General features: G+C 33.6%; 12 protein-coding genes. 7 read left to right on the forward strand and 5 right to left on the reverse strand.

Translation table 11 applies throughout. The features are described 5' to 3' along the window. Positions 1-69, forward strand: a 69-nt coding sequence (locus NAAC61_RS11260) for an iron hydrogenase small subunit (RefSeq protein WP_202695027.1), incomplete at its 5' end; no start/stop codon positions are given. Between the two features lie 16 nt (positions 70-85). Here NAAC61_RS11260 and NAAC61_RS00010 read toward each other — a convergent pair. The 3 genes from NAAC61_RS00010 to iscB are packed head-to-tail and all read right to left on the reverse strand — an operon-like array spanning position 86 to position 2854. Then, positions 86-952: a sensor histidine kinase gene (locus NAAC61_RS00010; protein WP_202694872.1), complete on the reverse strand. Its 867-nt coding sequence runs from the start codon at positions 950-952 to the stop codon at positions 86-88. Beyond that, positions 912-1475, reverse strand: coding sequence for a response regulator transcription factor (locus NAAC61_RS00015; RefSeq protein WP_237729671.1), 564 nt, complete (start codon positions 1473-1475; stop codon positions 912-914). Before NAAC61_RS00015 ends, NAAC61_RS00010 begins: the two co-directional genes overlap by 41 nt. A 47-nt stretch (positions 1476-1522) precedes the next feature. Further along, the gene (iscB, locus tag NAAC61_RS00020) at positions 1523-2854 is read right to left on the reverse strand and encodes an RNA-guided endonuclease IscB (RefSeq protein ID WP_202694873.1); all 1332 of its coding nucleotides are present in this window, start codon (positions 2852-2854) and stop codon (positions 1523-1525) included. 747 nt (positions 2855-3601) lie between these two features. On the opposite strand from iscB, the gene aglA reads away from it, so the two are divergent. From aglA to NAAC61_RS00040, 4 genes are all read left to right on the forward strand, one after another. Beyond that, positions 3602-4993 carry an alpha-glucosidase AglA gene (gene aglA / locus NAAC61_RS00025; RefSeq protein WP_202694874.1) on the forward strand — a complete coding sequence of 464 codons (1392 nt, stop codon included), beginning with the start codon at positions 3602-3604 and terminating at the stop codon, positions 4991-4993. Positions 4994-5220: 227 nt separating this feature from the next. Continuing rightward, a complete protein-coding gene (gene uxaC, locus NAAC61_RS00030; protein ID WP_202694875.1) occupies positions 5221-6588 on the forward strand; it encodes a glucuronate isomerase in 1368 nt (455 codons plus the stop codon). A gap of 33 nt (positions 6589-6621) precedes the next feature. Continuing rightward, complete coding sequence (locus tag NAAC61_RS00035) at positions 6622-7779, forward strand: ROK family transcriptional regulator (protein WP_202694876.1); 1158 nt, start codon at positions 6622-6624, stop codon at positions 7777-7779. A gap of 14 nt (positions 7780-7793) precedes the next feature. Further along, a complete protein-coding gene (locus NAAC61_RS00040; RefSeq protein WP_202694877.1) occupies positions 7794-8951 on the forward strand; it encodes a tagaturonate epimerase family protein in 1158 nt (385 codons plus the stop codon). Here NAAC61_RS00040 and NAAC61_RS00045 read toward each other — a convergent pair. Both NAAC61_RS00045 and NAAC61_RS00050 read right to left on the reverse strand, forming a co-directional pair. Next, positions 8948-10525, reverse strand: a complete 1578-nt coding sequence (locus NAAC61_RS00045) for an Rqc2 family fibronectin-binding protein (RefSeq protein ID WP_202694878.1) — start codon at positions 10523-10525, stop codon at positions 8948-8950. The two genes, NAAC61_RS00040 and NAAC61_RS00045, sit on opposite strands and share 4 nt — an antisense overlap. Before the next feature lie 348 nt (positions 10526-10873). After that, on the reverse strand, positions 10874-11044 hold the full coding sequence (locus tag NAAC61_RS00050) for a hypothetical protein (protein ID WP_158245428.1): 171 nt from the start codon (positions 11042-11044) through the stop codon (positions 10874-10876). A 267-nt stretch (positions 11045-11311) separates the two neighbouring features. On the opposite strand from NAAC61_RS00050, the gene NAAC61_RS00055 reads away from it, so the two are divergent. Together NAAC61_RS00055 and NAAC61_RS00060 are read left to right on the forward strand one after the other, a co-directional pair. After that, positions 11312-12790: an ABC transporter substrate binding protein gene (locus NAAC61_RS00055; protein WP_202694879.1), complete on the forward strand. Its 1479-nt coding sequence runs from the start codon at positions 11312-11314 to the stop codon at positions 12788-12790. A gap of 46 nt (positions 12791-12836) precedes the next feature. Then, on the forward strand, positions 12837-13655 hold the full coding sequence (locus tag NAAC61_RS00060; protein WP_202694880.1) for an HD-GYP domain-containing protein: 819 nt from the start codon (positions 12837-12839) through the stop codon (positions 13653-13655). Positions 13656-13674: the final 19 nt, after the last annotated feature.

The following is a 13674-nucleotide window of genomic DNA, read 5'->3' on the forward strand; positions in this document are numbered from 1 at the left end:
TTTTTAGGAGAACCATTAAGCGAGAAATCTCATGAATTGTTGCACACAACATATCTTGCAAGGAGTTAATAAGGGCCTTTTGGCCTTATTTTTCAACAGGTAAAAACAAAGATAACACAGTTCCTTTTCCAACTTCGCTCTTGACTTCTATTCTTCCATCATGAGCATTAACGATCTCTTTAACAATTGCTAGCCCTAAGCCGGTACTTTTTTCACTGCTTGTCCTTGCTTTATCTCCCCTATAGAAACGATCGAATATTCTATGTAAATCTCCTTGAGGAATACCTCTACCGGTGTCTTCTATCGATATTTTAGCAAAATTACCTCTTTTAACAGTAGAAATAGTAACTTTTCCTTCATCCGTATACTTTAAAGAATTATCTAAAATATTTATAAGAGCTTCTTTTAATTTATCTTTATCTGCTCTGATATATAGCTCTTCCAATTTTTCAACTTGCAAAGTTAAACCTTTGTTGTGGTACAAAGGACTTACTTTTTTTATAACTTCCTCCAACAAAGATTTCAAATTAGTTTTCGTAAAATTGTAAAATTGAGTTTTGTTATCACTCCTAGCTAAAAAAAGCAATTTATCGATAATTTCTGACATATAAGAAGTTTCTTCTAAGATCGACTCTAAAGATTTTTTATACTCTTCTACCGATCTGTCTTTTTTCAAAGACAAACTACTTTCAGCTTGAATTACAGAAAGTGGCGTTCTCAAATCATGAGAAACATCTGCGGTGAATTGCTTCTGTTGTTCAAAGGCTTTTTCAAGTCTAGAAATCATTTGATTCAATGTGGAGGCTAGCCTTCCTAACTCATCTTGTGACTTTACTTTTATCCTTTCATTCAAATTATTTTCCTCGATATTTTTTGCGGTATCTATAATTTTTTCAACAGGTCGAAGAGAACTATCGGCATAAAAAAATCCCCCTATCCCCGCAAGAATCATTACTAAAACACCAGTCGATATCCCACATTTTCTCCTCAAGAATAGTTCTGGTAACTACTATTTTTGGATTCCTCATAAAATACTCCAAGATATTGTATTCCTTCGGGGTTAATTTCAATTTTTTCTCCCCCATCCAAACCTCTCTTGTTAAGGTGTTTAAAGTTAAATCTCCCACTTTAAGAACTGGGTTACGAGTGAAACTTTCTCTTCTTAGCAAAGATCTAACCCTTGCAAATAATTCATCGAAATCAAAAGGTTTTATCAAATAATCATCTGCTCCGGAATCTAAACCCTTAACTCTGTCTCCCACACTATCTTTTGCTGTTAGCATCAATATTGGGGTATTGATGTTTTCTTTTCTTAAATTTTGACAAACGGTTATTCCATCTTTTTTTGGTAGCATTATATCTAAAATTATCAAATCGTATGAAGAATATTTTGCATAGTTTTCCGCTTCTTCTCCGTCATAAACAACATCAATACAGTATCCTTCTTCCGTAAGTCCTCTTTTTATGAAATACAACGGGGACACTCTCCAATTCATTGGAGAGATGAGAGCTGTTTTATTATTCATACTACACACAATCCCTTTCTAAATATGTATGGTTCAACAATTTCTGTCTTAACTGGTTTTGAAAGCCCTGCAAGTTTAATATAACTTCCCTTATTTTGTATACCTTTCACAGTATACTTTTTACCTTCGTATATTACTATATCCTTTGGTTGATAAAAATACCTTTGAGTACGTATACTCCTTCTACCTTTGGACACTTTCTGCCCTCTAAACTTTTTAAGGTTCTGTGTATTGTAGTTCTTATTACGCGTAGTTCTGCCATTAAACAGTTCTTGCCCTTTCTTAGTCGAACCATCTCTTGTGTCTATATACTTTGCGTCATAAAACTTTTCTAACGAACGATTGTTTCTCCTAATCTGTTCAAAGTATATAGGTTCTATTCTCCTTTGCCTAGTTCCACCTGCAATGCAAAATGCATCGTTATAATGAGTTTTATCGAGGTTAAGCTTTATTCTCTTCGATTTGGTTATATAACCGTATGTATATTTACAACCTAAAGCATTAACTAACTTCCATCTAACAGTAGACATAAAGGTAGCTTCTTTCAATGGTTTTTGTACAGGTTTCATACCGTAAAGTTTACCACCTTTTAAGTGGTTTTTAGGATCATGGCATTTAGTACATAACGTAATTAAATTGCTTGGTCTATTGGTTCTTTCACCTTTCCAGTAGCCTATATGATGTACTTCAAGTGGGACATTAATCTTACCGCATAATTGACAAGTATAATTGTCTCTGTACAATATATACTCACGAAGGTTGTAAAAGTTTTGTTGCTCACCTTGTTGGTACTCTATACCTTCTATGTTAGGATTTTTAATCTTCTGAGTATCGAATTTTGCTACTTCAATTATTATCTCAGTTATAGGAAGTATCTTCTTAATGAATTTTATAAACCGAATATGAGTATCTAACTTATGTTTGATTGATGGTGCTAACCAACTTTCCTTGATCCCCTTTCGGAGTGTTTCCTTCCTAGAAGATATTCTGTTGTCAAACTTTGGTTCTCTATATCTTAATCTATTTCGTCTGATTCTGCGATACATACCCTTTTCTTTGATAAGCTCACTTACATCATCCCGAAGTTCAACTTCGCCTGATAATACTTCTTCTTTTTCTGTTACAGCAGAAAAACCTATATGTTTGTGACCGCTATCTACACCAAGCGTTATAGGTTGAGTGTAATGTGTTGTTTCGTAGGTCAATTGTATAGTAAACGGTTTGTTTCTAACTACTTTTGCTTTACCTTCTCTAAGTAAATGTCTAACTTTTCCACGTCTTTCAGTAGGCATTAATGGAGTTCCATCTTTAGCAATAACATATGTCATTTTTGAATCTCCTTTCGGAAATAAATCAGATTTCTGTTTGATAAGTCAAACTTCCATCTGGTAGGTCCACATCGCCAATGTTATACCGGGTTTGTCGTCAGCAACACTTCTCCTACCCCTCAGAGATGTTTAATCACTGACCGTAGAGCATAGAACTTGTGGAGCATCCTATGGTACCTATTTGGCATACGCCATTCCGATATAACGTAGCCCCTTCAACATTCGCTAGTAATAGCCGATTGCTGGTGGCTGAGGCTAATCAACTAGGGCTTGTTTATCACAAGCCACCGTCTTTAGACGGGGGTAGTTGACTATATTAGCAAGTTTTTCTTCATCTTCAACAACAAGGATTTTCATACTATTCACCTCGATAATTAATATTCTATCACAACCAATTTTCTGACTTTTAAATTAAACTTTTATGAAAAAAATAACTTTTTAAATGTTGACGACCCACATGAAAAAGGCTGCTATTGGAGCCATCGTCGGTATCGAACCGATAAGATAACTCGCAATCAACGAGATTAAAAATCTCATCTCGATCACCTCTTATTTTTCATTATACTCCATTTACTAAATTCTTAGAAAAAATAAGAAAAACCAACCTAATCAAAAATATTTGGATTTAATTGGGTTACATTGACTATAATCAGGTAAAATCAAGTTTGACTTTTTGTTTATTTTGATTTAAAATGGATACGAATAAATTCGATTTTAGAATGAATTAATTAAAGGGGTCAGAAAAATATGCCAGTTAAAATTTCTTTTATAGGAGCAGGTAGTGTTAGATACACAGTGAAATTAGTAGGGGATTTAGCAAAAACAAAGGAATTAAATGGAAGTTTAATCTCTTTCATGGACATAGACGAAGAACGATTAAATGCCGTAGATAACCTCGCTAAAAGATACACAGAAGAAATAGGTGGAAATCTTAAATTTGAGAAGACTACCAACCGTGAAGAATCTTTAAAAGATGCAGACTTTGTTATAAACACAGCATTATACAGAGCACCGGGCCATGAAGATGGTTATGTAAGTTATGAAATCATGAGAGATGTGGCAGAAAAATATGGTTATTACAGAGGAATAGATAGTCAAGAGTTCAACATGGTATCGGATTATTATACATTCACAAACTATAACCATCTGAAATTATCATTAGATATAGCCAAATCGATTGAAAAAATTTGTCCGAATGCATGGCTTATACAAACCGCTAACCCCGTCTTTGAAATTACACAATTGATTAAAAGGCTGACCAACGTAAAAGTAGTAGGCTTTTGTCATGGGGTTGGAGGTATCCACGAAGTACTAAAAACTTTAGGATTAGAAGAAAAAGAAACTGATTGGCAGGTAGCTGGTGTAAACCATGGAATATGGTTGAACAGATTTCTATACAAAGGCGAAGATGGCTACCAAATCTTAGACAAATGGATAGAAGAAGAATCAAGCAATTGGGAACCAAAAGATCCTTGGGATACCCATTTAGCTCCGGCAGTTATCGATATGTACAAATTCTATGGATTATTACCCATAGGAGACACAACTAGAAACAGCACTTGGAAACATCATCATAGTTTACAAGCAAAAAAGAAATGGTATGGAAAGTTCGGGGCAATAGACAACGAAGTTGAAAGGCCGAAGTTCTATGAAGAACTACGTCAAATAAAAAGATTGATAATTCAAGTTTCGAAAGATCCAAGTATCAAAATAACAGAATACTGGCCTGAAGAGTTCCCGAAAGAAAAAATGAGTGGCGAACAACAAGTGCCTTTTATAAACGCTTTAACTAATGATGTTGAAGCAAGATTATTCCTGAATGTTTTGAATGATGGAACGATAAAAAACATTCCTAACGATGTAGTTGTAGAAGTGCCTGTAAAAGTTAACAAAAATGGAATATTCCCTGAAAAGATACAGCCAGATCTACCAGAAAAGATTAAAAATTACTATATAATCCCCAGAATCACAAGAATGGAAATGGCATTAGAAGCCTTTATAACTGGAAACAGAAATATCTTAGAAGAAGTTTTAGTAAGAGATCCAAGAACCAAAAATTATGATGATATTCCTAAGTTGTGGGATGAGATATTCGATCTACCATTTAACAAGGAAATGAAGGAACATTATAGAAGTTAAAAACGTGTTTAATAGTAACTTTAGAAAATAAAATAATATTCAAAAATTAGATTTTGATTTTAAAAGAGTTACAGGGGGGAGCACTTTTGCTGATTTGTGCAAAAAAGTTTTCTTAAAATAAACTTTGATTTTGAACTTGGGGATCTTAAGGGGTTTACCCCTTAACATTTGAGCGAAGGGGAGCTAAAGCAGATTGTATTTAACTTAGAATGATGGAGGTTAGAAAAATGTCTTTTTTAGACGAAAATTATTTACTACAAAACAACACTTCGAAGATGTTGTATAATTCAATTAAAGATCTCCCGATCTTAGATGCTCACAATCACGGGGATGTGAAAGAGATCGTTGAGGACAAAGGTTGGGATGACATCTGGCAAGTTGAAGGAGCGACAGATCATTATGTGTGGGAATTAATGAGAAAGAGAGGGGTCCCCGAAGAAAAAATAACTGGAAATGCTTCAAATAAGGAAAAGTGGATGGCATTGGCTGAAGTTTTCCCTGAGTTCGTTGGCAATCCTACCTACGAATGGGTACACCTCGATCTAAAAAGAAGGTTTAAAATAGAGGATAACATTTCAAAGTATACAGCTGAGAAAATATGGCAAGATACTTCTTTATTACTAAAAAGCGAAAGTATGAAACCTCAACGATTACTAAAAGAAATGAACGTAGAAATAATGTGTACAACAAATGACCCAACAGAGGATCTCTTATTCCATGAAAAAGCTAAAGATATTGAAGGAATAAAGATTCTCCCCACTTGGAGACCAGACAAAGCTATGAACATTGAAAAAGAAAATTGGAAAGATTTTGTAGAAAAGTTAGGAGAAATAACAAAAGAAAATGTTGAACGTTTTGAGGGGTTTTTAAATGCTCTTTACAAGACACACACAAAATTTGAAGAACTCGGTGGTGTTTCGAGTGACCATGGGATATTTGAACCGATTTCATACCCAGTTGAAAAACAAAGAGTAAAAGAAATATATGAAAAAGCACTTTCAAAAAAAGAGTTAACGAAACAAGAAATTTCAGACTTCAAGTCCTTTATGTTTTATGAATTTGGGTCAATGAACGCTGAAAGCAATTGGGTTATGCAATTACATATTGGCGCTATGCGAGATTACAGAGACAAGTTATATAATACTTTGGGGCCAGATACAGGAGGGGATATTTCAACCAGCAACGTTGACTTGGCAAATGGGTTAAGATACTTTTTGAACCAATTTGATGAAAAATTGAAAGTCGTTTTGTACTGTTTGGACCCTTCGCTATTTCCAACCGTCGCCACAATAGCAAGGGCTTTCCCAAACGTTAGCCTTGGAGCACCTTGGTGGTTCAACGACAGCCCTTTTGGAATGGAGATGTATTTGAAATATATAGCTACTGTAGACCTTCTTAGCGACTTAGCTGGCTGGGTAACAGATTCAAGAAAGTTAATATCCTATGGTTCACGAACAGAGATGTTCAGAAGAGAGTTATCTAACGTTGTGGGTGAAATGGTAGAAAAAGGTCAAATGCCTATCAGGGAAGCATTTGATTTGGTGAGTGATATTAGTTATTTCAGACCAAAAAGGTTGTTCTTTGAAAAAATTTAGACTAAAATTATTGAACTCGGAGGTACTAATTCGATGAAAAAAGCATCCTTATCTTCTTTAAAAGAAAACAACGCCGCACTTATTTTTCAATCATTAAGAATTAAAGGCCCTATGACAAGAGCCGAAATCGCAAGAGAAACACGTCTCATGCCTTCAACTGTGAGTTATATTACGAACCTTTTAATTCATAAAAAGGTATTGAAAGAAGTTGGAAGTGAAGATGTTTCTCGTGTTGGGAAAAAGGGTATTTTGCTTGATATAAACTACGACGACTTCTTGTTTATTGGATATGACGTGGGCTCTGCATATTCAAGGGTTATTGTCTCAAACGGGAAGGGTGACATCTTATATTCCAAAAGATTCGCCTCAGAAAAGAACGATAAATTGTTGAAACAGATTTATGAAAATATAAAAATAGTTAAAAAAGAATTCAACATAATAGGTATAGGGATGGCTTTTCCTGGTTATATAGATCCCGAAAAAGGAGAGGTTATAAGATCCCATAATATTGATATATCGAACTTTGAGGTTAAAAAGGTGATGAAAAAAGAGTTCAATCTACCTGCTTACGTGGACCACAACACAATAATGATGGCGCGAAGCTTAATTTCTAACAATTCCCACAAAGAGAAAGATTTTTGTGTAATCAACATTGGTCCAGGTATAGGAGTAGGGATAGTAAGTAACGGAAAGATATTGAGGGGTTACAAGAACGCTGCAGGAGAGTTAGGCCATGTCACGGTTAACCCCGAAGGAAGAAAGTGTAACTGCGGTAAAAATGGTTGTTTGGAAACAGAAAGTTCCAGTAAGGCGATTGTTAGAAATTACGAAGAAATATCTGGAAAAAAATTAGAGTGTGAAGGAAGTTGTGAATCGAAATTGGTATATGAATTAGCCAAAAAAGGTGATGAAAAAGCTATAAAAGCGTTTGAAAGAGCAGGAAAATATTTAGGCATTGGCATTGCCACTTTAGTCAATATTTTAAATCCAGAAAAGGTCTATATAGCAGGTGGCGTGTCAAATGGGTGGGAATTTCTTAAAGGCTCTACAGAAGAAAGTTACAACCAGCATATATTTTACGCAAACAAAGATGTAACCGTTGAAGTTTCTTCTATAGGTGAATACCTAACAGCTTGTGGAGCTGCAACGTATGCCTTCGAAAAATATGTAAGAGAAGAATTAATTCCATGAGGAGGAAAATTTAAATGTTTACAATATTACCAAAGAAAGGAATTTCTTTGGGTCTTGGAGATAGAATAGGGATTGCAACCCAGGGCCATATAAAAGTTGCAAAAAAATACAACTTCTTCCCTGTTTTCGCACAACAAAGCATTAGGGAATTAAACTTTACAGGAAGAACGTTCAGTGACGTGCGAAAAGACGTACTAAATGCACTTGTTGAAGAAAATTACATTGGAAACAGTGGATTTGATGGAGATCATTTGAAAAGCGATGAGGAGATTCAGTATGCTTTAGATTCGGGAATTACAATGTTGACTTTGGATTGTTCAGAACATATGAATAAAGATTCTTCTGTAAAAGAAAGCATATTTGATCAATTTTATAACAAAAGCTTTTTTGTAAACGATATGCCCATAGAATATTCAGATAAAAACGATTTGAATAAAGTCGTTTCAATTTATGCCGGCGTTATCGAAAGAGTCATAGATGTATGGAACAAATTCCCGAAGGTGAATAAAAAAGAGGTATCTTTTGAAGTTTCAGTTGACGAGACAGATGTTCCAACAGACGAAAAAACACATTTTTTGATCTCTAAATATATCTACGATGAAGGGGTAAAAATAGATACATTAGCCCCACGTTTCCCCGGGGAGTTTCAAAAAGCTATTGACTATATAGGAAATATACAAGAGTTTAAAAAGTCTCTTATCAAACAAGACAAAATTGCCAAATACTTTGGATACAGGCTTTCCATTCATTCTGGTAGCGATAAATTCTCCATTTATCCCATAATAGGTGAAGTTACTCAAGGGAATTACCACCTAAAAACATCTGGAACCAGCTATCTCGAAGCTATTAAGGTTATAGCTGAAAAAGATCCTGGAATCTTCAAAAAAATCTGGCAAACATGCCTTGATAAAAGAGAAAAGATGGATAAATACTACCATCTTTCCTCTGACCCATTCTCTGTTCCAAAAGATCTATCCCCAACAGAGTACCTCAAAAACCCAGATGCAAGGCAGACACTGCATGTTTCATATATGTTCGTTTTGAACCCTCAATACGATTTCGGAGAAAAGTTTTTTGAGATTCTTACAAAATACCAAAATGAATACCATCAAAACGTTGCAAACCATATAGAAAAACATGTTAAAGAACTTAAAGTTGAAGAAAAAATCTAAAGTTCTCTAAAAGGTTCAACGATAATGGTTTCATAATTTTTATACAACCACATTCCTGGTTTTGCTCCTTTTGGTTTCCATACGTTTTTTCTTTGAGTGTAATCAACCGCTACATTGGAGGACATTTTTGCTTTAGAAAATGTTGCAGCAATTCTTGCTGCGTAATCTATTACTTCTTCTGGTATTTCTTTACCAGAAGATTTTATTATTGTATGAGAACCTGGGATCTCATGTGTATGAAGCCAGATGTCGGCTTGTGCGGCTAATCTTGTTAATTCATCGTTCTGTTTGTTATTTTTCCCAACTAGTATTTCAAAGCCTTTGTAATTAAAATTCCTAAAGGTTGTTTTTACTTTTCTTTCCCTTTTAGATTTTTTGTTTTCACTTATCAGCCCTATATCTTTCATCTCTTCTTTTATCTCTATTAAGGTGTCAATTTCTTCTGCGGAAGATATTGTTTCAAATAACTGATTAAAATATTCAAGCTCATTATTAATCTTTTTTATTCTTTTTTTAGCATATTCGACTTTTGACTTTGTTCTTTTTATATTTTTATACAATTTTTCCAGGTTTTGCGTTGGGGATAAAAGGGGATCTATCTCGATTGTAACTTCCTCACCGGTATTCCAATCGTTTACTGTAAAGTATCTTTCACCTTTTTTTATTTTGTAAAGATAAGTTTGAAGAAGCTCTCCCTTTTTTTCTAAATCTTTTAGATTTTTTTCTTCATTTAAATCTTGTAATATTTGTTCTTTTGTCTTTTCTAGTCTGTCGATTTCATTTTTTACCCTTTTTTCTAAATCCTTTTTTATTTCCAATAATCGTGATTGATCAGCCTTTTCTTGAAAGACTTTGAGCAATGCCTCTGATGGTTTTAATTCCTCATATTCAAAATTATTGGGAGTAATAGCGGAGAAGTCATATGTGTTTGCCTCATTGAAGTAATAAAGATGAGGTTTTTTGAGGTCTTGTACAGCTCTTTGGATACCTATTTCTTTCAAAAACTCTTTTGATTTTTTAGAAAATCCCATCAATCTATCATAATCAATATTTTCTTCGTATTCTATGTTTTCTCTCAATATATTTGTTTGAGAATCATCGTAGTAAGGTATGTATTTAACTCCTGGAATTATGGGTCTAAATTCGTCATAAATCCTTTTTAAAGATTCTTCTACTTTATTATCTTCGTTAACGAGTATTACATTGGAATTTCTTCCCATTAATTCGAAAAATAGCTTATATTGACGCAGAGTGGAGGTTTCTTGATCATAGCTTTCAATTTCAAAGTAACCTATCCTATCTAAACCTAACTGTTCAACATTTACCACTCTTCCGTTTCTTATTTTTTTTCTTAAAAACTGTGCAAAGTTCGCTGGCTGTATTGGTACGTTTGGTTTTTGAGAAAGTAAAATAACATAGGAAGGGCTTTTTAACGAAAGAAGCACAAAACTTTGAGAGAACTGAATTAACACTTGGGGTTTGATAGGTTGATATATATTTTTTATTCTATCCCCCACAATGTTGTCTTTTATTTCTTTTAATACTTTATGTAATACCAAACCATCAAAAGGCAAGCAAGACACCTCGTTTATATTTACAATATAGCGCCCCTTCGCCCCGCTCCCCACCCATAATCTTTAAGGGGCGAAGCCCCTTAAGAACCCCAAATTCGCATAACATCGTTTGCGTAGCAAACGAGATTTTGGAAAACATTTCTAAAGCATTTCAAACAAACCATTTTGCATAAATCAGCAACAAGCGTTTTGCATAAAACGGCAAAAGCTAAGCAAATGAGATTAGGAAAGTTATTCAAAAACATTACGAAAAAAGACCTTTTTGCACAAGGCTGCAATAAGAACACAAAAGAGGCAAAACAATCTATGCCTCTTTTGTGTTTTGTACAAATTTATGAAATTAAAATTCTACGCTGCTGAGCTTTTCTTTCCTCTATCCATAAAACCAACTATCAAAGAAATAATACCAACGATGATGTCTATCCAGGCATGCCATGTTGGCATAGTTGCAACACTAAACCCAGCAATAGCCATTATCACAAGGTAAATTCCAACAACTATCAACCATGGTTTAGACATACTATCCCCTCCTTATACACTCAACTTTACACAAAATTAGCCGATAAATTTAAAAATAACCTCGTTAGAAAATAAAAGTCGAACAAATTTATCGGCTTAAACACCAACAAAATGATAAGATATATATGTTACGAATATAAAAACATTTAAATAATTTTAATTTAACAACGAAAATTATTCTACTTTTAAAGTCTTCTTATTTGTGATACAATATCAAAGTAGGATAAAAATGCAAATCTGATCTCATTATATTTAGGAGGTCCACTTGTGAAAAATTATAATAAAGTTCTTTTTTTGTTTTTACTATTTATCTTGTCTGGGATTTATTCTTTAGCTTCTACTGTCCTAATTTTAAATTCGTATAATCCAGGCTTGTCTTGGTCAGATAAGGAATTAGAAGGGATATATTCAGTTTTAGAAAATGAAGAAAGTATAAATATATATGTAGAATATCTTGATAGCAAAAGGTTTGGCGATGATACCAGCTTAAACATATTCAAAGAGTACTTTGAAAGAAAATTTAGTAATTTTAAATTCGATGTAATTATCGCTCTGGATAATAACGCCTTTGATTTTGTTTTATCAAATTATGATTCACTTTTTTTGGAAACTCCTATTGTGTATGCGGGGATCAACTACTATCAAGAATACGATTTGAGTGAATTAGAATTTGTCAGTGGCGTTGTAGAGATTCATGATATAAAAGAAACGTTAGAATTAGCACTAAATCTCCATCCAGCCACAGAGAATGTTTATGTAATTGTTGATAATCAGACTAAAACCGGGGAACTTTTCAAGCAAGAAGTGGAAAATGATGTAGTACCTAATTTTGAGAATACTAATTTTATCTTTTTAAGCGATTCATTGGATCAAATAAAGCAAGAGCTCGATGCACCATTACAAAACTCAATAGTGCTCCTTTTGGCTTTTAGTAAAGATATTTATGGGAATTTTTATGATTATACAGAAATAGCTGTACATATGGATCAATTTGATAAACTTCCTATTTATACTACCTCAAGCGTGTATATGGGCAATAACGTTGTAGGAGGTAAAATTACCAGTGCATACGATCAAGGACGTAAAGCTGGGGAGATAGCAATAAACTTATTAAGTGGAGTTGATATTACAGAGCTGCCAAGAACTTACTTCCCTGATAATAAATACGTTTTTAACTTTCCTGCCTTGGAAAGATTTGGTATTTCAATCAATAGACTACCAGCAGATTCAACAATCCAGAATAAACCTCCTTCTTTTTATGAAAATTACCCTGTTATTTTTTGGATAATAATGATTCTAGTACCTTTTTCTATTGTATTTATATATGTTCTAAGAGAAGAAAATTTAAAACTTAGCTCTCTTTTGAATGAATTAAATAAGGCAAAGGAAGAGGCCCAAAGTTATAATGAAGAACTTACCGCAGCAAATGAACAATTAACTTCCTACAACGAAGAATTGATATCACAAAATGAGGAAATAGAAAGTAATTATCAGGAAATAGAACAACTGAATAATAAAATAATTCATCTGTTGGAAATTATATCCGAATTAGGAAATGAAGAGTTAAAAGAGGAAGATTTCTTTCAGAAATTTTTAAATACTTTGATCATAGAAATCCCAGAAGCTGATTATGGGAGTGTCTCTATAATAGAGGGCGATAATTGGAGATTTTTAACTGCGTTGGGTCATGAAATTAATGGTTTAAAAAGTTTAAATCTTAAAAAAAAGTTATGCTTTTATTGCTGAAGAATCTACGGTACTTGATAACATAATTTCATTGGATGAAGAAAGAATGCCTAAAGATGTAGCCAATTTAATGTACAAATTTACCAAACCAATAAAATCCTCTCTACTGAAAACAATGAAAATAGATGAAAATAGATATTTAGACGTTTCTCTTGATATTAAAAAAGGTAGCGATGAGAATTTTTCAGAACAATCGGTAAGATTTTTTGATTCCTTGCTAAATGTGGCAAAAATGTTTTTTGTCAATAGGATAAGAACGCAAGAGGTTAAAAATGCTTATGCAACCTTTGCAAGCAAGCTTTCTATATTAGCAGAATCACACGATGAAAACAGTAAGAAACATATTTACCGTGTAAGTGAATTATCTGCGTTTTTTGCCGAAAAATTAGGTTTACCCAAAGAACAAGTTGAAAAGATAAGAGATTTTTCACCACTTCACGATGTGGGGAAACTTTTTGTTCCTGCCGAGATACTAAACAAACCTGGTAAACTAAACGAAAAAGAATGGGAAGAAGTAAGGAAACATCCGCTATATGCTGATAATTTGTTGGATGATCCATATTTTGAAACAGCAAGAAAAATTGCCCTTTATCATCACGAACATTACGATGGCTCTGGGTATCCTTTCAGATTAAGGGGTGAACAGATCCCCATTGAAGCTCAGATTGTTGGCTTAGTAGATGTATACGATGCTTTAAGATCAAAAAGAAGTTATAAAGAAGCTTTTTCACATAAGGAAGCGATTGAAATATTGTTACACGGGGATAACAGGACAAAACCAGATCATTTTAACCCAAGACTCTTAGAAATCTTGAAAAAATACGAAAAAGAAATAGAGGAAATGTATAAAAAATACGAAGAATAAAAAACAAATTTTAATTGGA

It is taken from the genome of Petrotoga sp. 8T1HF07.NaAc.6.1, assembly GCF_016772115.1.
In the GTDB taxonomy this organism is placed as follows: Bacteria; Thermotogota; Thermotogae; order Petrotogales; family Petrotogaceae; genus Petrotoga; species Petrotoga mobilis.